This is a genomic window from Halomonas sp. NO4 (genome assembly GCF_010994375.1).
GTDB lineage: Bacteria > Pseudomonadota > Gammaproteobacteria > Pseudomonadales > Halomonadaceae > Halomonas.
The window spans coordinates 101217-126317 of record NZ_WHMA01000004.1 but is presented as its reverse complement, the minus strand read 5'-3'; the positions used below and the strand labels follow the sequence as shown (position 1 = coordinate 126317).

Sequence of the window (25101 nt, the reverse complement as noted above, 5' to 3'; positions counted from 1 at the left end):
ACGGTATCAGGCAGGGGGACGACAGGATGATGTGGATACGGCGTGCACTGGTGGGATTCTGCCTGCTGCTGGTTTCCGCGGCCGCGGCGGCCGCGACGCTCACCGACCTGGACTTTCGCCAGGGCGAGAGCGGGGAGCTGCAGGTGGATCTCGCCTTCGACGAAGGGGTGCCGGAGGTGCGCGGCTACCGCCTCGACGAGCCGCCGCGGCTGACCATCGACCTCATGGCGACCGGCAATCGCCTGGCGCAGCGCCGCTATGACCTGGGTATCGGCGGTGTCGCCCAGGTCACCGCCCTGGAGGCGGGTAGTCGCACCCGGCTGGTGTTCAATCTCGAGGGGCCGCTGCCCTACCGGACCGAGGTGCTGGGCGATCGCCTGCGCCTCTCCATCGGTGGCGAGGTGGTGCGCCGCGAGGACTCGGCCAGCCCCGTCCGCGAGGTGCCCGCCAGTGAGCGTGAGCGCGCTGGCCGTGAAGCCGCCGCCAGCGAACCCGGCGATGTGCCGCGGTTCGAACTCGACACCTCGCGCAGGCATGATGCCACCCTCGAGGACATCGACTTCCGTCGCGGGGAAGACGGTGCCGGGCGGCTTGTCGTGACCTTCGATCGTGCCGGTGTCGACGCCCGGGTGCGCGAAGCGGGTGATGAGATCATCGCTGAGTTGCGTGGGGTTGCGCTGCCCGATACGCACAACCAAGTGCTCGACGTCAGTGACTTCGGCACCCCGATTCAGCGCATCACGCCGCGTCGTGGCGAAGAAGGCGTCAGGCTTGATATCGAAGGCGAGGGCGACTTCGCCATGGTCTCCACCCAGAGCGGTCGCCAACTCGTCATCGAGGCGCAGCCGGTCACCCAGGCCGAGCGCGAGCAGCGCATTCGCGAGCAGTTCCCCTATACCGGCGAGCGCATCACTCTGAACTTCCAGGACATCGAGGTGCGCTCGGTGCTCGCCATCATCGCCGACTTCACCGGGCTCAACCTGGTGGCGAGCGACAGCGTTACCGGCAGCGTCACCCTCAACCTGGAGGACGTGCCCTGGGACCAGGCGCTGGACCTGGTGCTCAAGAGCCACGGCCTGGCCAGCCGCCAGGAGGGCAACGTCATCCTGGTGGCGCCGGCCTCGGAGCTGGCCAACATCGAGCGCCAGGAGCTCGAGGCGCGCACCGAGATGGAGACCCTGGCGCCGCTGACCACCGAGTATGTCCAGGTGCGCTACGCCCGGGCCGAGGACTTGGCTAGCCTGCTGCGCGGCGAGGGGGGCTTCGGTCTGCTCAGCGAGCGGGGTCGCGTGGCCGTGGACGCGCGCACCAACACCCTGCTGATCCAGGATACCGCCGACCAGGTGCAGGAGATCCTCGCCACCCTGGATCAGCTCGACGTCGCGGTGCGCCAGGTGCAGATCGAGGCGCGTATCGTCATCGCCCGGGACGGCGTGACCAAGGAGCTGGGGGTGAACTGGGGCGTTTCCGGGGAGGGCAGCCGCTTCAACCTGGGGGGTGCCTCCTCGGGCAGCCCGGTCGCCACCTACGGCGACGACTTCAGCGGCCAGCGTGAGTCGCGCGGGGAGTTCACCGGCGGCTTTGACGACCCCTCGGGGAGTCTGTTCGAACGTGGCGGCCTGGCGGTCGACCTGGGCAGCGGCAACCCCATGACCAGCTTCGCGTTCGGCTATCTCTCCGGCGATATCCTGCTCGACCTCGAGCTGCGCGCCCTGGAGAGCGAGAACAAGAGCCAGACCATCTCTCAGCCGAGGGTGATCACCGCCAACCAGCGCACGGCGGTGATCAAGCAGGGCCAGGAAATCCCCTACCAGGAGGCCACCTCCAGCGGGGCGACCAACGTGGAGTTCAAGGAGGCGGTGCTGTCGCTGGAGGTGACCCCGCAGATCACCCCCGACAATCGCATCATCATGGACCTGCTGATCAACAACGACACCGTCGCCGAGCAGGTCTTCGGCGGCGTGCCGGCCATCGACACCAACCAGATCGAGACCCAGGTGCTGGTCGACAATGGTGAAACCGTGGTGCTGGGTGGTATCCTCACCACGGAAGAGCTGCGTCGGCTGGCCAAGACGCCACTTCTCGGCGACCTGCCGGTGCTGGGCAAGCTCTTTCAGTACAATGAGCAGAACAACCAGAAGGTGGAGCTGCTGGTCTTTATCACGCCCCGGATACTGGACGACAACCTGGCCATTCGCTGATGCAGGCACTACCCAACCTCATCCTCGTCGGCCCCATGGGGGCCGGCAAGAGCACCATCGGCCGCCTCCTGGCGGCCGAGCTGTCACGCGACTTCCTCGACAGCGATCACGAGATCCAGGCACGTTGCGGTGCCGACATCCCGTGGATCTTCGACGTGGAGGGTGAGGCCGGGTTTCGCCAGCGCGAGGCGCAGATGATCGAGGAGATCACCGCTCTGGAAGGGGTGGTGATCGCCACCGGGGGCGGCGCCGTGCTGCGCGAAGAGAACCGTCGCCGCCTGCGCGAGCGCGGCACCGTCATCTACCTCTTCACGACCGTGGAGCAGCAGCTCAAGCGCGTCGCCAAGGACCGCAACCGGCCCCTGCTGCAGCGCGGCGACCGCGAGCAGCTGCTGCGCGAGATGTTCGCGCTGCGCGACCCGCTCTATCGCGCCACCGCCGACATCGTGGTGCGCACCGACCGGCGCAGCCCGCGCGCCGTGGTGGGCGAGATCGTGCGCCGCGTGGAGCGACTGGTCGACCCCCTCCAAGCCAAGGCCTGAATCCCATGTCCCTTTCTCCGCTCTCCGCTGCCCCCTGTCGCCTGCAGGTGGCACTGGGCAGTCGCAGCTATCCCATCCACATCGGCCCCGGCCTGCTTGGCGATCCGCAGTGGCTCGCCCCGCATCTTGCTGGCCGGCAGGTAATGGTCGTCACCAACGAGACGGTGGCGCCGCGCTACCTGGCGCGGCTCAAGGCCGGGCTGGCCGACGACCTCGAGGTGCACGAGCTGGTGCTGCCCGACGGCGAGGCCACCAAAACGCTGGAGAGCGTCGAGCGGATCTGGGATGCCCTGCTTGAAGCCGGCTTCAACCGCCGCTGCACGCTGATCGCCCTGGGTGGCGGGGTGATCGGCGACATGGTGGGCTTCGCTGCTGCCTGCTACCAGCGCGGGGTGGCCTTCATCCAGGTGCCGACCACGCTGCTCGCCCAGGTGGATTCCTCGGTGGGCGGCAAGACCGGCGTCAACCACCCGCTGGGCAAGAACATGATCGGCGCCTTCTGGCAGCCGCGGGCGGTGCTCATCGACACCGACACCCTCACCACGCTGCCGCCGCGGGAGCTCTCCGCGGGGCTCGCCGAGGTGATCAAGTACGGCTTGATCCGCGATGCCGCCTTCCTCGGCTGGCTGGAAACCGCCATGCCGGCGCTCCGCGCCCTCGACGCCGCGGCCCTGACCCAGGCGATCGAGCGCAGCTGTGCCATCAAGGCGGAGATCGTCGCCGCCGACGAGACCGAACAGGGCGTGCGGGCACTGCTCAACCTGGGGCACACCTTCGGCCACGCCATCGAGGCGCACCAGGGCTATGGCGCTTGGCTGCACGGCGAGGCGGTGGGCGCCGGCATGCTGATGGCCGCCGAGCTCTCGGCGCGCCTGGGTTGGCTCACGCCGGATGACGTGACCCGGGTGCGCGCCAGTCTCGAGGCGGCGGGGCTGCCGCAGGCGGCGCCGCGGGCGATGAGTGCTGCCGACTTCCTGGCCCGCATGCGCCTGGACAAGAAGAACGTCGACAGCCGGCTGCGGCTGGTGCTGCTGCGTGGCCTGGGCGACGCCTGTGTCCATGACGCCACGCCGCCGGAAACCCTCGAGGCGCTGCTCGACGATTTCCCCCGGCAGCCGTGACGCCCTTCCGGTCCGCCGTTTCCGACGCCCGCCCTCGAGCGGGCGTCCTCGTTCCAGCAACGTTGCTCCCATGAAATTCGCATGCCTTATGCCGTATCGGCATGGAGGAAATCGCCGATTCTCGACGAAAGTCTAGTATTTTTCGCGGGCGTTCACTTTCCGTTGATGGCGGCTGCAAGTCCTTGACACGGTGGCGTTTTTTGACGGCTGCTGGGTGCCAAGTGGTGGATTTGGCGAGGCTTTTGGCCGAATGGGGGCGGGTCGGTGATTGCGTGGTGGGCGCCGGTCTGGCTATCCTTGCCGTCCTTTGTCCGCGACAGCAGTGGGCGCCGCTATGCCCGATAATCAATAAGAAAACCCATCAGAATATTGCTTTACTGCTGACTAGTCAATCGTTATAGCGAGAGGCACGCCCATGAACCGAGGCCTACACCATCCCGGCGAGTACCGTGACAACTGCGGGTTCGGCTTGATTGCCCACATGGAGGGGCAGGCCAGTCACGATCTGCTGCGTACCGCCATCGAGTCGCTGACCTGCATGACCCACCGCGGCGGGATTGCCGCCGACGGCAAGACTGGCGATGGCTGCGGCCTGCTGCTCAAGATGCCCGAGGCCTTTATGCGCGACGTCGCCGCCGAGGCGCTGGACGTGCAGCTCGGCGAGCGCTATGCGGTGGGGGCTGTCTTCGTGCCCGACGACGACGCCCGCGAGGCGCGGGCACGCGGCATCCTCGAGGGCGAGCTGCGCGCCTGCGGCCTGGTGATCCGTGGCTGGCGCGAGGTGCCCGTCGATCCCAGCTGCTGTGGCCCCATGGCCCAGGCGTGTCTGCCGCGCATCCGCCATCTGTTCGTCGAGCCGGGCAAGGGCAGCGATGCCGAGCGCTTCGATGTTGACCTCTTCATGGCGCGTCGCCGTGCCGAGCAGATGCTGCTCGACGAGGAGGAGTTCTACGTCTGTTCGCTCTCCTCCCAGGTGCTCTCCTACAAGGGCTTGATGATGCCGGCCGACCTGCCGACCTTCTATCAGGACCTGGGCGACGAGCGCCTCGAGACGGCGATCTGCGTCTTTCACCAGCGCTTCTCCACCAACACGGCACCGCGCTGGCCGCTGGCCCAGCCCTTCCGCCTGCTGGCCCACAACGGCGAGATCAACACCATCGAGGCCAACCGCGGCTGGGCCAACTCGCGCAAGGAGAACTTCGTCACCGAGCGGTTGCCCGACATCGCCGAGCTCGACGAGATTGTCAACACCGTGGGCTCCGACTCCTCGAGCATGGACAACATGCTGGAAGTGCTGCTGATGGGCGGCATGGAGCTGCACCGTGCAGTGCGCATGATGGTGCCGCCGGCGTGGCAGAACGTCGAGACCATGGACGGCGAGCTGCGCGCCTTCTATGAGTACAACTCCATGCACATGGAGCCCTGGGACGGCCCCGCCGGCGTGGTCATGACCGACGGTCGCCAGGCGGTGTGCATGCTCGACCGCAACGGCCTGCGCCCGGCGCGCTGGGTGATCACCAAGAACGGCTATATCACCCTGGCCTCGGAGATCGGCACCTACGACTACGCTCCCGAGGACGTGGTGGCCAAGGGGCGTGTCGGGCCGGGCCAGATTCTCGCCGTGGATACCCAGACGGGCGAGGTGCTGCACACCGAGGACATCGACAGCCGCCTCAAGTCGGCCTACCCCTACAAGCGCTGGCTCAAGCAGGAGGCTCACTACCTGGAGTCGGCGCTCACCGAGCTCGCCAGCTTCCAGAACATGGACGCCGATGCGGTCAAGGCCGGTCAGAAGATGTTCCAGGTGAGCTTCGAGGAGCGCGACCAGGTACTGCGTCCGCTGGCCGAGAGCGGCCAGGAGGCAGTGGGCTCCATGGGTGACGACACCCCGGTGGCGGTGCTCTCCGGCAAGCCGCGGCTGCTCTCCGACTACTTCCGCCAGAAGTTCGCCCAGGTCACCAACCCGGCCATCGATCCGCTGCGCGAGGCGATTGTGATGTCGCTGGAGACCTGCATCGGCGCCGAGCTCAATGTCTTCAAGGCGACGCCGGAGCACGCCCACCGCATCATCCTCACCACGCCGATTCTCTCGCCGCGCAAGTTCACCGCGCTGATCGACCAGAACGACCCGGCCTTTTCCAGCCACACGCTCTCGCTGGGCTACGATCCGGAGTCGATGGGGCTCAAAGCGGCCCTGGCCGAACTGTGCCGCCAGGCGGAGCGCGCGGCCCAGGAGGGCAAGGTGATCCTGGTGCTCTCCGATGCCCAGCTCGCCCAGGGCGAACTGCCCATCCAGGCAGCACTGGCGGTGGGGGCGGTGCACCACCACCTGGGCCGCCTGGCGCTGCGTCCGCGCGTCAACCTCGTGGTGGAGACGGGGTACGCCCGCGACGCCCACCAGATGGCGGTGCTCTTCGGCGTCGGCGCCACCGCGGTCTTCCCTTGGCTCGCCTACCAGGTGATGGCCGACATGCACCGCACCGGCGAGCTCACCGGCAACCCCGCGGACACCCGCGAGAACTACCGCAAGGGCCTGCAGAAGGGCCTGTTCAAGATTCTCTCCAAGATGGGCATCTCCACGCTCGCCTCCTACCGTGGCTCGCAGCTCTTCGAGGCGGTGGGGCTCGACAGCGAGGTGATGGAGCTGTGCTTCACCGGCATGGCCTCGCGCATCCAGGGCACCGGCTTCGCCGAGCTGCAGCTGCAGCAGGAGCTGCTCGCCCGCCAGGCGTGGACGCCGCGCAAGCCCATCGCCCAGGGCGGGCTCTACAAGTACGTCCACGACCACGAGTACCACTCCTACAACCCCGACGTGGTCAAGGCGCTGCAGGAGGCGGTGCAGGAGGGCGACTACGCCAAGTGGAAGAAATTCGCCCAGCTCGTCAACGAGCGGCCGGTGGCCACGCTGCGCGACTTGCTGCGGCTCAAGGCCGCCGAGGCGCCGCTGCCGATGGAGGAAGTGGAGTCGGTCGACGACCTCATTCCGCGCTTCGACAGCGCCGGCATGTCGCTGGGTGCGCTGTCGCCGGAGGCCCACGAGGCCCTGGCCCAGGCCATGAACGAGGCGGGCGGGCGCTCCAACTCCGGCGAGGGCGGCGAAGACCCGGCGCGCTACGGCACCATTCGCAGCTCCAAGATCAAGCAGATCGCCTCCGGGCGCTTCGGCGTCACCCCGGCCTACCTGGTCAACGCCGAGGTGCTGCAGATCAAGGTGGCCCAGGGCGCCAAGCCCGGCGAGGGCGGCCAGCTGCCCGGCGGCAAGGTCAACGAACTGATCGCCCGACTGCGCTACTCGGTGCCCGGTGTGACGCTGATCTCGCCGCCGCCGCACCATGACATCTACTCCATCGAGGACCTGGCGCAGCTGATCTTCGACCTCAAGCAGGTCAATCCCGACGCCCAGGTCTCGGTGAAGCTGGTCTCCGAGCCGGGTATCGGCACCATCGCCACTGGCGTGGCCAAGGCCTATGCCGACCTGATCACCGTATCCGGCTACGACGGCGGCACGGCGGCGAGTCCGCTCACTTCGATCAAGCACGCGGGCTCCCCCTGGGAGCTGGGCCTGCCCGAGGTGCACCAGGCGCTGCGCATCAACGGGTTGCGCGACAAGATCCGCCTGCAGACCGACGGCGGCCTGAAGACCGGCCTCGACGTGGTCAAGGCGGCAATCCTTGGCGCCGAAAGCTTCGGCTTCGGCACCGCGCCCATGGTGGCGCTGGGCTGCAAGTACCTGCGTATCTGCCATCTCAACAACTGCGCCACCGGCGTGGCGACCCAGCACCAGTACCTGCGCGACGAGCACTTCCTCGGCACCGTGGATATGGTCAAGCACTACTTCCGTTTCATCGCCGAGGAGGTGCGCGAGCTGATGGCGATGCTCGGGGTGCGCCGGATCACCGACCTGATCGGTCGCACCGACCTGCTCGAGGTGCTGGAGGGCGAGACGGCGTCGCAGCGCAAGCTCGACCTCACTGGCCTGCTCACCAACGACTTCGTGCCGGCCGACGCCCCGCAGTTCTGCCAGGTGAGCCGCAACGTGCCCCACGACCCGGGCGCCAAGAACCAGGAGGTGCTCGAGGCGCTCAAGGACGCCATCGAAGCGAAGTCGGGCGGCGAGTTCCATTTCGCCATCACCAACTGCGACCGCAGCGTGGGGGCGCTCAGCTCCGGGGCCATCGCCAAGCGCCACGGCGAGGCGGGCCTCGAGGAGGCGCCGATCACCGCGCGCTTCACCGGGGTGGCCGGCCAGAGCTTCGGCGTATGGAACGCCCGGGGCCTCAACCTCTACCTGGAGGGCGATGCCAACGACTACGTGGGCAAGGGCATGAACGGCGGCAAGGTGGTGATCGTGCCGCCGGCGGGCAGCCGTTTCGAGAGCCACAAGACGGCGATCGTCGGCAACACCTGCCTCTACGGCGCCACCGGCGGCAAGCTGTTCGCCGCCGGCACCGCCGGCGAGCGCTTCGGGGTGCGCAACTCCGGCGCCCATGCGGTCATCGAGGGGGCGGGCGATCACTGCTGCGAGTACATGACGGGCGGCTTGATCGCCGTGCTCGGCGAGACCGGCATCAACTTCGGCGCGGGCATGACCGGCGGCTTCGCCTACGTGCTCGACGAGGATCGCACCTTCGTCGACCGCTACAACCACGAGCTGGTGGAGATCCACCGTATCAACACCGAGGCCATGGAGGCCTACCGGCGCCACCTGCGGGAGGTCATCGAGGAGTTCGTTGCCGAGACCGGCTCGGCGCGTGGCAGGGCCATCCTCGAGGACTTCAGCGACTTCGTCCGCCATTTCTGGCTGGTGAAGCCCAAGGCCGCGAGTTTGAACAGCCTGCTCGCCGAATCCCGTCGGCGTCCCGAGTAAGCCGGACTTCCAGGAGAGACGATCATGGCCAACCGTTTGAATAACGACTTCCAGTTCATCGACGTGGGTCGCGCCGACCCGCAGAAAAAGGACGCTCGGACGCGCTCGCGCGAGTTCGCCGAGATCTACGAGCCGTTCAAGCCCCAGGAGGCGGCGGCCCAGTCGCACCGCTGCCTGCACTGCGGCAATCCCTACTGCGAGTGGAAGTGCCCGGTGCACAACTACATCCCCAACTGGCTGCAGTTGGTCAGCGAGGGCAACATCCTCGAGGCCGTGGAGATGTGCCACCGCACCAACTCGCTGCCCGAGGTGTGCGGTCGCGTGTGTCCGCAGGACCGCCTCTGCGAGGGTGCCTGCACCCTCAATGACGGCTTCGGCGCGGTGACCATCGGCTCGGTGGAGAAGTACATCACCGACACCGCCTTCGCCATGGGCTGGCGTCCGGACATGTCCCAGGTCGCCTGGACCGACAAGAAGGTGGCGATCATCGGCGCCGGCCCGGCGGGGCTGGGCTGCGCCGACATCCTGGTGCGCAACGGCGTGCGCCCGGTGGTGTTCGACAAGTACCCCGAGATCGGCGGGCTGCTCACCTTCGGTATCCCCGAGTTCAAGCTCGACAAGACGGTGATGGAGCGTCGCCGCGCGGTGTTCGAGGAGATGGGCATGGAGTTCCGCCTCGAGACCGAGGTGGGCAAGGACGTGACCTTCGACGCCCTGCTCGAGGAGTTCGATGCCGTCTTCCTGGGCATGGGCACCTACAAGTACATGGAGGGCGGCTTCCCCGGTGAGGATCTGCCCGGGGTGCACAAGGCGCTCGATTACCTGATCGCCAACGTCAACAATTGCCTGGGCTTCGAGAAGGACCCGGCCGACTACGTCTCCCTGAAGGGGCGGCGCGTGGTGGTGCTGGGCGGCGGCGACACCGCCATGGACTGCAACCGTACCGCCATCCGGCAAGGGGCGGCCGCGGTGACCTGCGCCTACCGCCGTGACGAAGAGAACATGCCCGGCTCCAAGCGCGAGGTGGCCAACGCCCGCGAGGAGGGCGTGGAGTTCCTGTTCAACCGCCAGCCGGTGGCGGTGATCGGCGAGGAGAAGGTCGAGGGTGTCAAGGTGGTGCGCACGCGCCTCGGCGAGCCGGACGAGAACGGCCGCCAGCGCCCCGAGGTGGTGCCGGGCTCCGAGGAGATCCTGCCCGCCGATGCGGTGGTCATCGCCTTCGGCTTCCAGCCGAGCCCCTCGCCCTGGTTCGAGACGGTGGGCATCGAGATGGACGAGCGCGGTCGTGTGCTGGCCCCGGAGAAGGGTGGTGCCTATCCTTTCCAGACCACCCACGAGAAGATCTTCGCCGGGGGCGACATGGTGCGCGGCTCCGACCTGGTGGTCACCGCCATCTACGAAGGCCGCCAGGCCGGCGAGGGCATCCTCGACTATCTGGGGGTGTGAGGAGGCATCAGCAATACCCTGGTGGGAGGCCGGCTTTGCCGGGCGAAGGCGCCGAGAGGCGCCCGGTTTGGCAGCGCTGCGCGCTGCTTCGAGAGCTGAAGCTCCCTCCCACAACACCTCATCGCCTGGGGTAAGAGCGGCCTGAAATTGAGCCAAAGGTCGCAATCTGCTAGTCTGTCGACCCATCCGGGCGCGGCTCCCTGCCGGGCCTACCGATCACGTTTCGACAGGTTCTCCATGACACGATATATCTTCGTGACCGGCGGCGTTGTGTCCTCACTCGGCAAGGGCATCGCGTCGGCCTCGCTGGCGGCGATTCTCGAGGCGCGTGGCCTCAAGGTCACCATGCTCAAGCTCGACCCGTACATCAACGTGGACCCGGGCACCATGAGCCCCTTCCAGCACGGCGAGGTGTTCGTCACCGAGGATGGCGCCGAGACCGACCTGGATCTCGGCCACTACGAGCGCTTCATCCGCACGAAGATGACCCAGGCCAACAACTTCACCACTGGCCGCGTCTATGAGCACGTGCTGCGCAAGGAGCGCCGTGGCGACTACCTGGGTGGCACCGTGCAGGTGATCCCCCACATCACCGACGAGATCAAGCGGCGCGTCTACGCCGGCGGCGAGGGCTTCGACGTGGCGCTGGTGGAGATCGGTGGCACTGTGGGCGACATCGAGTCGCTGCCCTTCCTCGAGTCGATCCGCCAGATCAGAAGCGAGCTCGGCGCCAGCCGGGCCATCTTCATGCACCTGACCCTGGTGCCCTACATCAAGACCGCCGGCGAGACCAAGACCAAGCCCACCCAGCACAGCGTCAAGGAGCTGCGCTCCATCGGCATCCAGCCCGATATCCTGATCTGTCGCAGTGAAGTGGAGCTCGAGGAGACCGAGCGTCGCAAGATCGCTCTGTTCACCAACGTCGAGGAGCGCGCCGTCATCCCCCTGCAGGATGCCGACACCATCTACCGTATCCCGCTGATGCTCTGCGAGCATGGCCTCGACGACATCGTCTGCGACAAGCTGCGCCTGGAGGCGGACGAGGCCGACCTCGGCGAGTGGGTCCACGTGCTCGACGCCAAGCTCAACCCGCTCAAGTCGATCAACATCGCCATGGTCGGCAAGTACATGGAGCTGCTCGACGCCTACAAGTCGCTCAACGAGGCACTGATCCACGCTGGTATCCAGACCCGCGTGAAGGTCAACGTCGACTACATCGACTCCGAGGACATCGAGCGCCACGGCACCGAGCGCCTGGCCGGCAAGGACGCCATCCTGGTGCCCGGCGGCTTCGGCGAGCGCGGCGTGGAGGGCAAGATCGACACGGCGCGTTTCGCCCGCGAGAGCGGCATTCCCTACCTCGGCATCTGCCTCGGCATGCAGGTGGCGGTGATCGAGTTCGCGCGCCACGTGGCTGGCTGGGCCGACGCCAACTCCACGGAGTTCACCCACGACACCCAGCACCCGGTGGTGGGCCTGATCACCGAATGGCTCTCCCCCGAGGGCAAGGTCGAGCTGCGTGACGAAGCCTCCGACCTGGGCGGCACCATGCGCCTGGGCGGCCAGGTGTGCCAGCTCAAGGCGGGCTCGAAAGCCCGCGAAGCCTACGGAGCCGACGAGATCGTCGAGCGCCACCGCCATCGCTTCGAGGTCAACAACCAGTTCATCGATGACCTCGAGCAGGCTGGCCTGGTGGTTTGCGGCAAGAGCGTCGACAATTCCTTGGTGGAGATGATCGAATTGCCCGACCACCCCTGGTACCTGGCCTGCCAGTTCCACCCCGAGTTCACCTCCACGCCGCGCGATGGCCATCCGCTCTTCACCGGCTTCGTCAATGCGGCGCTGGAGCACAAGGCGGCACGCACTCGAGCCCAGACCGCCCCCCAGGAGTGAGGCCCTTGTCTGACATGACGCACTCTGCCCCCGAACGGCGTATCGCCTTTGCCGACCGGGAAGCCGGCAACACCCTGCCGCTGATGCTGCTCGGCGGCATGAACGTGTTGGAGTCCCGCGAGCTGGCCCTCGAGGTTGCCGAAGCCTATGTCGAGGTGACCGGCAAGCTCGACATGCCCTACGTCTTCAAGGCGAGCTTCGACAAGGCCAACCGCAGCTCCATCCACTCCTTTCGCGGCCCAGGCCTCGAGAAAGGGCTCGAGATACTCGCCGATGTGAAGGCGCGCTACGGGGTGCCGATCATCACCGACGCCCACGAGCCCTGGCAGGCCGCGCCGGTGGCCGAGGTGGCCGACATCATCCAGCTGCCCGCTTTCCTGGCGCGCCAGACCGACCTGGTGGTGGCCATGGCGAAGACCGGGGCGGTGATCAACATCAAGAAGCCGCAGTTTCTCGCTCCCCACGAGATGCGTCACATCATTCGCAAGTGCGAGGAGGCGGGCAACGACCGCCTGCTGCTCTGCGAGCGCGGCTCGAGCTTCGGCTACAATAATCTGGTGGTCGACATGCTCGGCTTCGGCGAGATGAAGCAGACCGGCTACCCGGTCTTCTTCGACGTGACCCATTCGCTGCAGCGCCCCGGCGGGCGCGCCGACAGCGCCGACGGACGGCGTGCCCAGGTGGCCGAACTGGCCCGTGCCGGCGTGGCCGTGGGGCTTGCCGGGCTCTTCCTCGAGGCGCATCCCGACCCCGACGCGGCCCTCTGCGACGGCCCCTGCGCGCTGCCCCTCGACAGGCTCGAGCCCTTCCTCGCCCAGCTCAAGGCCCTCGACGACCTGGTCAAGGGCTTCACGCCGCTCGAGGTCCAATAACACTCCACTCGCTGACACCCAGAAGGAAACTCGTATGACCCAGATCGTCGATATACACGCCCTCGAGGTGCTCGATTCCCGCGGCAACCCCACCGTGCAGGCCGAGGTGCGTCTGGCCAGCGGCGCCGTGGGCATGGCCTGCGCCCCGAGCGGCGCTTCCACCGGTTCGCGCGAAGCCCTGGAGCTGCGCGACGGCGACAAGGCACGCTACCTCGGCAAGGGCGTGCTCAAGGCCGTGGCGGCGGTCAACGAGACGATTCGGGCCCGTGTCGTCGGCATGGATGCCCGTGACCAGCGCGGCCTCGATGCCGCCATGCTCGAGCTCGACGGCACCGACAACAAGGCGAGCCTGGGCGCCAACGCCATCCTGGCGGTGTCGCTGGCCGCCGCCAAGGCCGCGGCCAACGCCAAAGGGGTGCCGCTCTACGCCCATATCGCCGAGCTCTACGGCCAGCCGGGTCAGTACCGCATGCCGGTGCCGATGATGAACATCCTCAACGGGGGCGAGCACGCCGACAACAACGTCGATATTCAGGAGTTCATGATCCAGCCGGTGGGGGCTCCGAACTTCCGCGAGGCGCTGCGCACGGGTGCTGAGATCTTCCACGCCCTGAAGAAGGTGCTCTCAGGCCGTGGCCTCTCCACCTCGGTGGGCGACGAGGGCGGCTTCGCGCCCAATCTGGCCTCCAACGCCGAGGCTTTGGCGGTGATCCAGCAGGCGGTGGAAGATGCCGGCTATGCCCTGGGCCGCGACGTGACCCTGGCGCTCGACTGCGCCTCGTCCGAGTTCCACGAGGCCGGACGGTACACTCTCGCCGGCGAGGGCAAGGCCTTTGACGCCGCCGGCTTCGTCGACTATCTGGCCGAGCTGTGTGACCAGTATCCCATCGTCTCCATCGAGGATGGCATGGACGAGTCCGACTGGGCGGGCTGGAAGGCGCTGACCGAGAAGTTGGGCGACCGGGTGCAGCTGGTGGGCGACGATCTTTTCGTCACCAATACCCAGATTCTCCAGCGCGGCATCAGCGAGCAGATCGGCAACTCCATCCTGATCAAGTTCAACCAGATCGGCTCGCTCACCGAGACCCTGGACGCCATTAAGATGGCCCAGGACGCCGGCTTCACCGCGGTGATCTCGCACCGCTCCGGCGAGACCGAGGACACCACCATCGCCGACCTGGCCGTGGGCACCAGCGCCGGCCAGATCAAGACCGGCTCGCTGTGCCGCTCAGACCGCGTGGCCAAGTACAATCGGCTGCTGGTGATCGAAGAACAGCTGGGCACAGCAGCAACCTATCCTGGCCGCGGCGCCATCCAGGGGCAGTGAGGCATGGGCCCTGCCGAGGTGATTGGTGACCTCTTTTGTAAGAGATTGCCTACATGACCGCGGCGAAGGATGCTGAAAAGTCGTGACTCCGACCGGCGCCCTGGGCGCCGGTCGTTTTTTGTTGCCTTTTTTTCAAGAGGTTGCGCGGGATTGTCGACAGCAGGACAAGCCGCGGGGCAAGACGGTGGCGTCTTGAGCTGCAGTGCAGAAATGCCACAATGCAGGCGGGACAAGAGGAGAGCGCTCGCGCTCTCCGGCAGGATGCAATGGGATGCATGCGTGGTGCGCCCGGTGTGACAGGATGTCGCCTCCGGGCAGGGAGGTCACCACTGGAGTCCGGACGGAAGGACCCGTCCAAAGGAACAGCTAGGAGCGGGCGGCCCTTGGGCCGCCTTTTTTGCACCTGCCGGTTGCGCCAGGCCGGACGGTGTTGCCGACCACGAGGGACACAAGAGAGAGCGCCGAGCGTCATGCAACGCTCGGCGCTCTCTTGTAGGTGGCGGATGGTGTGACGGGCGTGACGAGGCGCTGAGGGCGCTCAGCGTTCCAGGTACTCCAGCTTGCCGGGCTTGCCGTCCCACTCCTCGGCATCGGCGGGCGGGTCCTTCTTCTCGCTGATGTTGGGCCAGACCTCGGCCAGCTCGGCGTTGATCTCGAGAAACTGCTCCTGCCCGTCGGGAATCTCATCTTCCGAGAAGATTGCCTCGGCGGGGCACTCCGGCTCGCACAGGGCGCAGTCGATGCATTCGTCCGGATGAATCACCAGGAAGTTCGGGCCTTCGTAGAAGCAATCCACCGGGCAGACCTCGACACAGTCGGTGTACTTGCACTTGATGCAGTTTTCGGTGACGACGAATGTCATGCCAGTCTCCCTCCTCGGGGGCCGGGACCTGCGGCACCCGGTACTGTGATTGATAAATGGCTGGGCTTGGTAGGTGCGGCCGGTTGGTTATAAAAACACTGGCTCTTATAATATAGTTTTGATTAAACGCCCCATTTTAGTCATGCGCTGAGAGCGGGGCAAGCCGCCGTCCTGCGGTGACGTCACGCCAGGCGGTCGCGCCACTCGTAGAGCAGATCGAGCGCCTGACGGGGCGTCAGCGCATCCGGATCCAGCTCAGCCAGCGCCTCGAGCAGCGGATGCGGCGCCGTGGCGAACAGATCGTTCTGCACCGGCGGTGGGTCGCCGTCGCCGCGGGCGGGGCTACGCTGGCCCTGGTCAACCTCCTGCTGCTCGAGCTGGGACAACTTGTCGCGGGCCCGGGCGATCACCCCCTGGGGCACTCCTGCGAGCTGTGCGACCTGCAGGCCGTAGCTCTGGCTGGCCGGTCCCTCCTCGACGCGGTGCATAAAGACGATGCCCTCGCGATGCTCTGCGGCAGTGAGATGCACGTTGGCCACCTCCGTGATCTGCTCGGCCAGCGCTGTCATCTCGAAGTAGTGAGTGGCAAAGAGCGTAAAGGCGCGCGTGCGGGTCAGGTGCTCGGCGCTCGCCCAGGCCAGCGACAGGCCGTCGAAGGTGCTGGTGCCCCGGCCGATCTCGTCCATCAGCACCAGGCTCTGGTCTGTGGCATTGTGCAGGATGCTGGCGGTCTCGGTCATCTCCACCATGAAGGTGGAACGCCCCCCGGCCAGGTCATCGGAGGAGCCGATACGGGTGAAGATGCGATCCACCGGCCCGATCTCGGCGGCGTCGGCCGGGACGAAGCTGCCGGTGTGGGCGAGCAGCACGATCAGCGCCGCCTGGCGCATGTAGGTCGACTTGCCGCCCATGTTGGGGCCGGTAATCACCAGCATGCGCCGTTCGTCGTCCAGATGCAGGTCGTTGGGCACGAAGGGGGTCTCGCTGACGTGCTCGACCACCGGGTGGCGCCCGCCGCGGATGACGAGACCCGGTGCCTCGGGCAGGTGGGGGCGCACGAGTTCCAGCGCCTGGGCGCGCTCGGCGAAGGCGCACAGCACGTCGAGCCCGGCGAGCGCCCGGCCGGTGGCCTGAAGGGCGGCGAGCTCGGCGTTGAGGGTGTCGAGCAGGCCGTCGTAGAGCAGCTTCTCGCGGGCCAGGGCGCGCGACTTGGCGGAGAGCGCCTTGTCCTCGAATTCCTTGAGCTCGGGAATGATGAAGCGCTCGGCGTTCTTCAGGGTCTGGCGGCGGATGTAGTCGGCCGGGGCGTCGCGGGCCTGGGCGCGGGGAATCTCGATGTAGTAGCCGTGGACGCGGTTGTAGCCCACCTTGAGGCCGGGCAGCCCGGTGCGCTCCCGCTCCCGGCGCTCCAGCTCGATCAGGTAGTCGCCGGCGTGCTCGGCCAGCCCCCGGTGCTCGTCGAGTTCGGCATCGAAGCCCTCGGCGATCACCCCGCCGTCGCGGATCACCACCGGCGGGTTCTCCACCAGGGCCCGGTTCAGGGTGTCGGCAAGCGCGGGGTAGGGGCGAATGTGCGGCTTGAACGCATCGAGTGCGGTGTCCTCGCCGTAGGGGGCGAGCTCGGCCTCGAGCTCGGGCAGGGCAGTCAGGGCGTCGCGCAGTCGCGCCAGGTCGCGGGGGCGGGCACTGTAGAGTGCGACGCGGGCCAGAATGCGCTCGATATCGCCGATCGCCTTGAGCGTCTCGCGCAGGGCGGCGAAGCGCGCCTCGTCGAGCAGCACCGCCACCGCTCCCTGGCGGGCGCTCACCTGGTCGCGGTCACGTAGCGGGCGGTTGAGCCAGCGCTTGAGCAGCCGCGAGCCCATGGCCGTGGCGGTGGTGTCGAGCACGCTGGCCAGGGTGTTGTCGGTGCCGCCCCCCAGGTTCACGTCGATCTCCAGGTTGCGGCGGCTGGCGGCATCGATCACCACGGCGTCGTCGCGGCTCTCCACGCCGATGGCGGTGACGTGGGGCAGCCGCGAGCGCTGGGTGTCGCGGGCATACTCCACCAGCACGCCGGCGGCGGTAATGGCGGCGGTGAGATGGGCGCAGCCGAAGCCGCGCAGGTCCTGGACGCCGAACTGGTCGCACAGCAGGCGGGTGGCGCTCTCGGTGTCGAACAGCCAGTCACTCTGGCGGCGCAGGCCGCGCCGTTCGGCGAGGGCGGGGGGCAGGGCGAGGCTATCCGCCGCCAGCAGCTCGGCGGGGTCGAGGCGCGCCAGCTCGGCGAGCATTTCTGCCTCGCCCTCCACCTCCAGCACGCTGAAACGGCCGCTGGAGAGCTCCAGCCAGGCCAGCCCCCAGCGTTCGGCCTGGGGGTGGATGGCCACCAGCAGGTTGTCGCGACGGGCGTCGAGCAGCGCCTCGTCGTAGAGGGTGCCGGGGGTGACGATGCGCACCACGCGGCGCTCCACCGGGCCCTTGGCGGTGGCCGGGTCGCCGATCTGCTCGCAGATCGCCACCGACTCGCCGGCGGCGACCAGGCGGGCCAGATAGCCCTCGGCGCTGTGATAGGGCACCCCGGCCATGGGGATCGGAGCCCCGGCCGACTGGCCCCGCTGGGTCAGGGTGATGTCGAGCAGCGTGGCGGCACGCTTGGCGTCATCGTAGAAGAGCTCGTAGAAGTCGCCCATGCGGTAGAAGAGCAGCACCTCGGGGTGCTCACGCTTGATCTTCAGGTACTGGACCATCATCGGCGTATGCTGGGCGCTGGCCTGGGACATGGGTTTCCTTTGCTGCTCCGTGGGACTCGTGGGGAACGGGACAAGGGCCGCCTGCATCTCACGACCAAAGGCAGTATTCTACGCACAAGCCCGGCCGGCGTCAGGAACCGGCTGTTCGCTTCCGATGCCACGCCCCTCAGGAGGGATAGCATGCCCCATACGGCTTCTCATCTGGCCAACCTCGATCTGACCACCCTCGCCGAGCGCCTGGGCCGCGCCTGCCGCGCCCGGGAGGTGTCGATCACCACCGCCGAATCCTGCACCGGCGGCGGCGTGGCCAGCGCCATCACCGCCGTGGCCGGCAGCTCCGACTACTTCGAGACCGGCTATGTGACCTACGCCAACGCCGCCAAGACGCGCCTGCTTGGCGTGCCGGAGACCCTGCTCGTCGAGCAGGGGGCGGTGAGTCGCGCGGTGGTGGAGGCCATGGTGGCCGGGGCGTGCCGCGAGAGCGGGGCCCAACTCGGCGTGGCCATCAGCGGTGTCGCCGGGCCCGGCGGCGGCAGTCCCGAGAAGCCGGTAGGCACCGTGTGGCTCGCCTGGGGCAGCGCCGAGCGCCAGCAGGCCGAGTGCCACCGCTACCCCGGCGACCGCCGTGCCGTGCGCGAGCGGGCGGTGCGCGAAGCACTGATCGGGCTGCTGCTGAGGCTCGAGTCGCACGGGGAGTAGGCGAGCGGCGATTTTTGCGCCATACTACTGGCCAACCATACAGTACTCGGGTGGCGTCACGGCCTGACCCACCGACCAAGCATCTGCGAGGAGAATCCATGGCACAGGACGACAACCGCTCCAAGGCGCTGAACGCCGCGCTCAGCCAGATCGAGCGCCAGTTCGGCAAGGGTACCGTGATGCGCCTGGGCGATGCCCCGCGCGTAGTGATGCCGTCGGTTTCCACCGGCTCGCTGGGCCTGGATATCGCCCTGGGGATCGGCGGCCTGCCGCTGGGCCGGGTGGTCGAGATCTTTGGCCCCGAATCCTCGGGCAAGACCACGCTCACCCTGTCGGTGATCGCCCAGGCCCAGAAGCAGGGCAAGACCTGCGCCTTCATCGATGCCGAGCATGCCCTGGACCCGAGCTACGCCGAGAAGCTCGGCGTCAACCTCGACGACCTGCTGGTCTCCCAGCCGGATACCGGCGAGCAGGCCCTCGAGATCTGCGACATGCTGGTGCGCTCCGGCGGTGTCGACGTGATCATCATCGACTCGGTGGCTGCGCTCACGCCGCGGGCCGAGATCGAGGGCGAGATGGGCGACTCCCACGTCGGCCTGCAAGCGCGCCTGATGTCCCAGGCCTTGCGCAAGATCACCGGCAACATCAAGAACGCCAACTGCATGGTGGTGTTCATCAACCAGATCCGCATGAAGATCGGCGTGATGTTCGGCAGCCCCGAGACTACCACCGGCGGCAATGCGCTCAAGTTCTACTCCAGCGTACGCCTCGACATCCGCCGCACCGGCTCGGTCAAGCAGGGCGACGAGGTCACCGGCAACGAGACCCGTGTCAAGGTGGTGAAGAACAAGGTGGCACCGCCGTTCCGCCAGGCCGAGTTCCAGATTCTCTACGGCAAGGGCATCTACCACGCCGGCGAGGTGGTCGACCTCGGTGTGCAGTGCAAGCTGATCGACAAGGCGGGCGCCTGGTACAGCTACCAGGGCAACAAGATCGGCCAGGGCAAGGCCAATGCCGCCCAGTTCCTCGAGGACAACCCGGCGGTGATGGAGGAGATCGAGAGCCAGATCCGCGCCCAACTGCTCAACGTGCCCGGCCCCAAGGAGGAGAAACCGGAGGAGGCCGTGGCCGATACGGGCGATCGCGAGGACGACCTGCTGTAAACCATGCCGGAAACCTCAGCCGACGCTGCCCCCCGTGAGGACGCCATTCGCCTGCTGGCGCGGCGCGAGTACGCCCGCGCCGAGCTGGCAGCGCGACTGGCCGCCAAGGGGCACACGCCCGAGGCCGTGGCGGAGTGCCTCGACGCCCTGGCCGCGGAGGGGTTGCAGTCCGACGCGCGTTTCGCCGAGAGCTTCCTGCGCGCGCGCCTTGCCCGCGGCCAGGGGCCGGTGAAGATTCGCCTCGAGCTCGAACAGCGCGGGGTCGAGCGCGAGCGGGTCCGGGCGGCCTTTCACCAGGCCCAGGCGGACGGCACCGACTGGTTCGCCCTGGCCGCCGCGGCGCTGGCACGGCGTTTCAGTGGCCCCGGCGACACCCCCCGCGAGCGCGCTCGCCGCGAGCGCTTCCTGGCCGGGCGCGGCTTCGATGCCGACCAGGTGCGCCACGCCCTGGACCACGCCTGGGACAGCGCCTGACGCCGTCCATCGCTCCCATCCCCTTCAGTCGCTTGACGACTGCGCTATAATGACTCCCTTTGCGAACACCCCGGGTAGCACGCCCGTGGCGACGCGACGCGCCCCGCCGCGGTTCGCCGCGTTGCCGGAGTAAGCCCGACTGCCCGCCGGGATGCCATGTTCATTGCCACGGATACCCCATGAAAAGCGCAGAGATCAGACAGGCCTTTCTGAGTTACTTCGAGGAAAACGGCCATACCGTCGTGCCGTCGAGCTCGCTGGTGCCGGGCAATGACCCGACGCTGCTGTTCACCAACGCCGGCATGGTGCCGTTCAAGGACGTCTTCCTGGGTCGCGACCCGCGTCCCTACGTGAGGGCGGTGTCGTCGCAGCGCTGCGTGCGTGCCGGCGGCAAGCACAACGACTTGGACAACGTCGGCTACACGGCGCGTCACCACACCTTTTTCGAGATGCTGGGCAACTTCAGCTTCGGCGACTACTTCAAGCGCGACGCCATCCGCTTCGCCTGGACCTTCCTCACCGAGATCCTGGGGCTGCCCAAGGAAAAACTGTGGGTCACGGTCCATGTCAGCGACGACGAGGCCGAGGCGATCTGGAAGGAGGAGATCGGCGTCGACCCGGCGCGCTTCTCCAAGCTCGACGAAGACAACTTCTGGCAGATGGGCGACACCGGCCCCTGCGGGCCGAGCTCGGAGATATTCTTCGATCACGGCCCCGAGGTATGGGGTGGGCCCCCCGGCACCCCCGAGGAGGACGGCGATCGCTACATCGAGATCTGGAATCTCGTCTTCATGCAGTTCGACCGCGATGCCGAGGGCACCCTGTATCCGCTGCCCAAGCCCTCCATCGACACCGGCATGGGGCTGGAGCGCATCGCCGCGGTGATGCAGGGCGTGCATTCCAACTACGAGATCGACCTCTTCCAGAACCTGCTGGCGGCCGCCGCCGAGGCCACCGGCCACGCCGACACCGCTGCACCGTCGCTGCGCGTGATCGCCGACCACATCCGCTCCTGCGCCTTCCTGATCGCCGACGGCGTGCTGCCCTCCAACGAGGGGCGTGGCTACGTCCTGCGCCGCATCATCCGGCGCGCCATTCGCCATGGCCACAAGCTGGGCGCCGCCGAGCCCTTCTTCCACCAGCTGGTGGCGGCGCTGGACGCCGAGATGGGCGAGGCCTTTCCGGAACTGCGCCAGGCGCGTGGCCAGATCGAGCGCGTGTTGCTCAAGGAGGAGGAGCAGTTTGCCCGCACCCTGGACCACGGCATGGGCCTGCTCGAGGCGGCGCTGGCCGACCTCGACGGCGAGATGCTTCCCGGCGAGACGGTGTTCAAGCTCTACGACACCTACGGCTTCCCCTATGACCTCACCGCCGATGTCTGCCGCGAGCGGGGCGTGACCCTCGATGAGGCCGGCTTCGAGCGCGAGCTGGAGGCTCAGCGCGATCGCGCCCGGGCGGCCAGCCAGTTCGGCGCCGACTACGGCGCGGCACTGCAGCTTCCGGGCGAGACCGACTTCACCGGCTACGAGCGCCTGGAGGATCGTGCCACCGTCACCGCGCTGCTCGACAGCGCCGGCAACGAGCTCGCCGGTCTCGAGGCCGAGCAGAAGGGCATCGTGGTGCTCGACCGCACCCCCTTCTACGCCGAGTCGGGCGGCCAGGTGGGCGATACGGGCTACCTCTACGTCGACGGCGGGCGCTTCCAGGTCACCGACACCCAGAAGCAGGGCGGCCACCACCTGCACCACGGCGTGATGGTCGAGGGCGAGCTCGCGGTGGGTGGCGCCGTGCGTCCCCAGGTGGACGCCAGCCTGCGGGCCGCCACGGTGCGTAACCACTCGGCCACCCATCTGCTGCACAAGGCGCTGCGACTGGTGCTTGGCGACCATGTCCAGCAGAAGGGGTCGCTGGTTACCGCCGAGAGGCTGCGCTTCGACTTCAGCCACTTCGAGGCGATGACCCCGGAGCAGCTTGCCGAAGTGGAGCGCCTGGTCAACAAGCAGGTCCTGGCCAATGCCCCGACCAAGATCGAGCTGATGACCCTCGATGAGGCCAAGGCCAAGGGGGCGGCGGCGCTCTTCGAGGCCAAGTACGCCGACAGCGTGCGGGTGCTGACCATCGGCGCCGACGACTTCTCCATCGAGCTGTGCGGCGGCACCCATGTGGCGCGCAGCGGCGACATCGGCTGTTTTCATATCGTCAGCGAAACCGGCATCGCCGCCGGGGTGCGCCGCATCGAGGCGATCACCGGCGAGGGCGCGCTGGCCTACTTCCGCGAGCAGGAGGCGCGCCTCGCGCGTCTCGGCGAGCGCCTCAAGGCCAAGCCCGAGCAGGTCGAGGAGCGCGTCGTCTCGCTGGTCGAGCGCAATCGCAGCCTGGAGAAGGAGCTCGAGCGCTTGAAGGCCAAGCTGGCCAGCGCCGCGGGCAGCGACATGCTCGCCGAGGCGCGCGAGGTGGGCGGCATCAAGGTCCTCGCCACCCAGCTCGAGGGTGTCTCCGGCAAGGAGCTGCGTGGCGTGCTCGACCAGCTAAAGAACAAGCTGGGTTCCGGCATCATCGTGCTCGGCGTGGGCGACGAGGCGGCCGGCAAGGTGAGCCTGATCGCCGGGGTCACCAGCGACCTGACCGGCAAGGTCAAGGCGGGCGAGCTGGTCAACCACGTGGCCGCCCAGGTGGGCGGCAAGGGCGGCGGTCGCCCCGACATGGCGCAGGCCGGCGGCAGCGACGTCGCGGCACTGCCGGACGCGCTGGCCAGCGTGCCTGACTGGGTGGAGGCACGACTCCACTAATCGTTCAGCAGGGCCGGCGACGCAATGTCCCGGCCCTGCTTGCATGGCTTACCTTTCACTCATCCGAGCGCCCCTGGCACTCGCACCACGAGGGAAAAACGGCAAATGGCACTATACGTACAGAAATTCGGCGGCACCTCGGTGGGCTCCGTGGAGCGCATCAAGGCCGTGGCCGAAAGGGTCAAGGGCTTCCGCGACCAGGGTCACCAAGTGGTCGTGGTGCTGTCCGCCATGAGCGGCGAGACCAACCGCCTGATTGGCCTGGCCAACGAAATCAACGACGAGCCGACGCCGCGCGAGATGGACATGCTGGTCTCTACCGGCGAGCAGGTCACCATTTCGCTGCTGGCGCTGGCGCTGCACAAGCTGGGCGTCCCGGCCACCTCCTATACCGGCTCCCAGGTGGGCATCCTCACCGACAGTGCCCACACCAAGGCGCGCATCCAGCGCATCGAGACCGAGGAAATGCGCCAGGACCTCGATGACGGTCAGGTAGTGGTCGTGGCCGGCTTCCAGGGCGTCGACGAGGAGGGCAACATCACCACCCTCGGACGCGGTGGCTCCGATACCACCGGGGTGGCGCTGGCCGCGGCGCTGGGCGCCGACGAGTGCCAGATCTACACCGACGTCGACGGCGTCTACACTACCGACCCGCGGGTCTGCTCCAAGGCGCAGCGTCTCGACACCATCACTGTCGAGGAGATGCTGGAGCTGGCGAGCCTCGGCTCCAAGGTGCTGCAGATTCGCGCCGTCGAGTTCGCCGGCAAGTACAATGTCGCGCTGCGCGTGCTGTCCAGCTTCGAGGACGGCCCCGGGACCCTGATCGTTGCTGATTCCGACCAAGACGAGGACTCCATGGAAGAACCGCTGATTTCCGGTATCGCCTTCACCGCCAACGAGGCGAAGTTCACCCTGCTCAACACCCCGGACGTGCCCGGCGTGGCCTCGCGCATTCTCGGTCCGATCGCCGATGCCAATATCGAGGTCGACATGATCGTGCAGAACGTGGCACCGGCCGGCGACTACACCGACTTCACCTTCACCGTGGCCAAGGGCGACTACAAGCAGACCCTGAAGATCCTCAATGAGCAGGTGCTGCCCGAACTGGGTGAAGGCGAGGTGAAGGGCGACGACAACATCGCCAAGGTCTCCCTGGTGGGCGTTGGCATGCGCTCGCATGCGGGCGTGGCCTCCAAGATGTTCCGCGTGCTCTCCGAGGAGAACATCAACATCCGCATGGTCTCCACTTCCGAGATCAAGATTTCGGTGGTCATCGACGAGAAGCACATGGAGCTGGCGGTCAAGGCGCTGCACAAGGCGTTCGGCCTGGACAAGAGCGACATCGAGCGCGAATGAGGGCGACCGGGAGCGCCGCAACCTTCTACGCTTGTGGGAAGGCCCTGACGGTGGCGTTGGCCGGCTTTTCTTCAACGCCCCCATGCGCTGTCATGGGGCGCGTCGTTGGAGCCCGACGGCGTCCTGTCACATACTGAACACAGCGTCGTCCGGGGCGGCGTGCGTCCCGTTGCCAGTCGTCTGAGAAGGAGATCAGTCATGCTCATCCTGACCCGCCGCGTCGGAGAAACCCTGATGATCGGTGATGACATCACCGTGACCGTCCTGGGCGTCAAGGGCAATCAGGTTCGTATCGGCGTCAATGCCCCCAAGGATGTCGCCGTGCATCGCGAGGAGATCTACCAGCGTATCCAGCGCGAGAAGACCGATGAGGAAGGCGGTGCGAATTCCTGAGACCCGGCCCCGGGGCCGGGGAGCGGAAATCAAATTCCTGAATGCACTGGACAAAGTGGTGCAGACCCGATAGGATGTGCGCCGTGTCGATGAGGGAGAGGTGGCCGAGTGGCTGAAGGCGCTCCCCTGCTAAGGGAGTATGGGGTTTATAGCCCCATCGAGGGTTCGAATCCCTCCCTCTCCGCCATGTCGACGCCGTGTGACGTGTGCGCCCGTAGCTCAGCTGGATAGAGTACCTGACTACGAATCAGGTGGTCGGAGGTTCGAATCCTCCCGGGCGTGCCATCTCCACGACAGCGTCAAGACGGCGTGCGAGCCGAGGCGAGGTTCGCGATATGCGCCGACAGGCGGTCACGCCGCCCAC

At 67.4% G+C, this 25101-nt stretch carries 16 protein-coding genes and 2 tRNA genes; 16 read left to right on the top strand and 2 right to left on the bottom strand.

Features of this window, described 5'->3' with window-relative positions:
* Positions 1-29: 29 nt before the first annotated feature.
* The 8 genes from FEF15_RS05050 to eno all read left to right on the top strand — a co-directional run bounded on the left by FEF15_RS05050 (position 30) and on the right by eno (position 14269).
* Positions 30-2201: a type IV pilus secretin PilQ family protein gene (locus tag FEF15_RS05050; RefSeq protein WP_163558179.1), complete on the top strand. Its 2172-nt coding sequence runs from the start codon at positions 30-32 to the stop codon at positions 2199-2201.
* Positions 2201-2743, top strand: a complete 543-nt coding sequence (aroK, locus tag FEF15_RS05045; RefSeq protein ID WP_163558061.1) for a shikimate kinase AroK — start codon at positions 2201-2203, stop codon at positions 2741-2743. Before FEF15_RS05050 ends, aroK begins: the two co-directional genes overlap by 1 nt.
* Before the next feature lie 5 nt (positions 2744-2748).
* Positions 2749-3864, top strand: a complete 1116-nt coding sequence (gene aroB, locus FEF15_RS05040) for a 3-dehydroquinate synthase (RefSeq protein WP_163558060.1) — start codon at positions 2749-2751, stop codon at positions 3862-3864.
* Positions 3865-4279: 415 nt separating this feature from the next.
* Entirely contained in the window at positions 4280-8731 is a 4452-nt protein-coding gene (gene gltB, locus FEF15_RS05035; protein WP_163558059.1) for a glutamate synthase large subunit, read from the top strand.
* Positions 8732-8755: 24 nt separating this feature from the next.
* On the top strand, positions 8756-10177 hold the full coding sequence (locus FEF15_RS05030) for an FAD-dependent oxidoreductase (RefSeq protein WP_163558058.1): 1422 nt from the start codon (positions 8756-8758) through the stop codon (positions 10175-10177).
* A gap of 237 nt (positions 10178-10414) precedes the next feature.
* A complete protein-coding gene (locus FEF15_RS05025) occupies positions 10415-12070 on the top strand; it encodes a CTP synthase (RefSeq protein ID WP_163558057.1) in 1656 nt (551 codons plus the stop codon).
* 14 nt (positions 12071-12084) lie between these two features.
* Positions 12085-12942: a 3-deoxy-8-phosphooctulonate synthase gene (gene kdsA, locus FEF15_RS05020; RefSeq protein WP_163558178.1), complete on the top strand. Its 858-nt coding sequence runs from the start codon at positions 12085-12087 to the stop codon at positions 12940-12942.
* A 34-nt stretch (positions 12943-12976) separates the two neighbouring features.
* On the top strand, positions 12977-14269 hold the full coding sequence (gene eno, locus FEF15_RS05015; protein WP_163558056.1) for a phosphopyruvate hydratase: 1293 nt from the start codon (positions 12977-12979) through the stop codon (positions 14267-14269).
* A gap of 538 nt (positions 14270-14807) precedes the next feature.
* On the opposite strand, the gene fdxA is transcribed toward eno, so the two are convergent.
* Positions 14808-15131, bottom strand: coding sequence for a ferredoxin FdxA (gene fdxA, locus FEF15_RS05010; RefSeq protein ID WP_163558055.1), 324 nt, complete (start codon positions 15129-15131; stop codon positions 14808-14810).
* Positions 15132-15313: 182 nt separating this feature from the next.
* Entirely contained in the window at positions 15314-17893 is a 2580-nt protein-coding gene (gene mutS, locus FEF15_RS05005; RefSeq protein ID WP_163558054.1) for a DNA mismatch repair protein MutS, read from the bottom strand.
* 150 nt (positions 17894-18043) lie between these two features.
* Here mutS and FEF15_RS05000 point away from each other — a divergent pair, with 150 nt between their 5' ends.
* The 8 genes from FEF15_RS05000 (at position 18044) to FEF15_RS04965 (ending at position 25022) form a co-directional block, all read left to right on the top strand.
* Positions 18044-18562: a CinA family protein gene (locus FEF15_RS05000; RefSeq protein ID WP_163558053.1), complete on the top strand. Its 519-nt coding sequence runs from the start codon at positions 18044-18046 to the stop codon at positions 18560-18562.
* Between the two features lie 98 nt (positions 18563-18660).
* On the top strand, positions 18661-19725 hold the full coding sequence (gene recA, locus FEF15_RS04995; RefSeq protein ID WP_163558052.1) for a recombinase RecA: 1065 nt from the start codon (positions 18661-18663) through the stop codon (positions 19723-19725).
* A gap of 3 nt (positions 19726-19728) precedes the next feature.
* Entirely contained in the window at positions 19729-20199 is a 471-nt protein-coding gene (locus FEF15_RS04990) for a regulatory protein RecX (RefSeq protein ID WP_163558051.1), read from the top strand.
* Positions 20200-20378: 179 nt separating this feature from the next.
* The gene (alaS, locus tag FEF15_RS04985) at positions 20379-22988 is read left to right on the top strand and encodes an alanine--tRNA ligase (protein WP_163558050.1); all 2610 of its coding nucleotides are present in this window, start codon (positions 20379-20381) and stop codon (positions 22986-22988) included.
* A 105-nt stretch (positions 22989-23093) separates the two neighbouring features.
* Entirely contained in the window at positions 23094-24344 is a 1251-nt protein-coding gene (locus FEF15_RS04980; RefSeq protein WP_163558049.1) for an aspartate kinase, read from the top strand.
* Between the two features lie 198 nt (positions 24345-24542).
* Positions 24543-24737 carry a carbon storage regulator CsrA gene (gene csrA / locus FEF15_RS04975; protein WP_163558048.1) on the top strand — a complete coding sequence of 65 codons (195 nt, stop codon included), beginning with the start codon at positions 24543-24545 and terminating at the stop codon, positions 24735-24737.
* A gap of 94 nt (positions 24738-24831) precedes the next feature.
* Positions 24832-24924 (top strand) — tRNA-Ser (locus FEF15_RS04970).
* 21 nt (positions 24925-24945) lie between these two features.
* Positions 24946-25022 (top strand) — tRNA-Arg (locus FEF15_RS04965).
* The last annotated feature ends 79 nt before the right edge of the window (positions 25023-25101 follow it).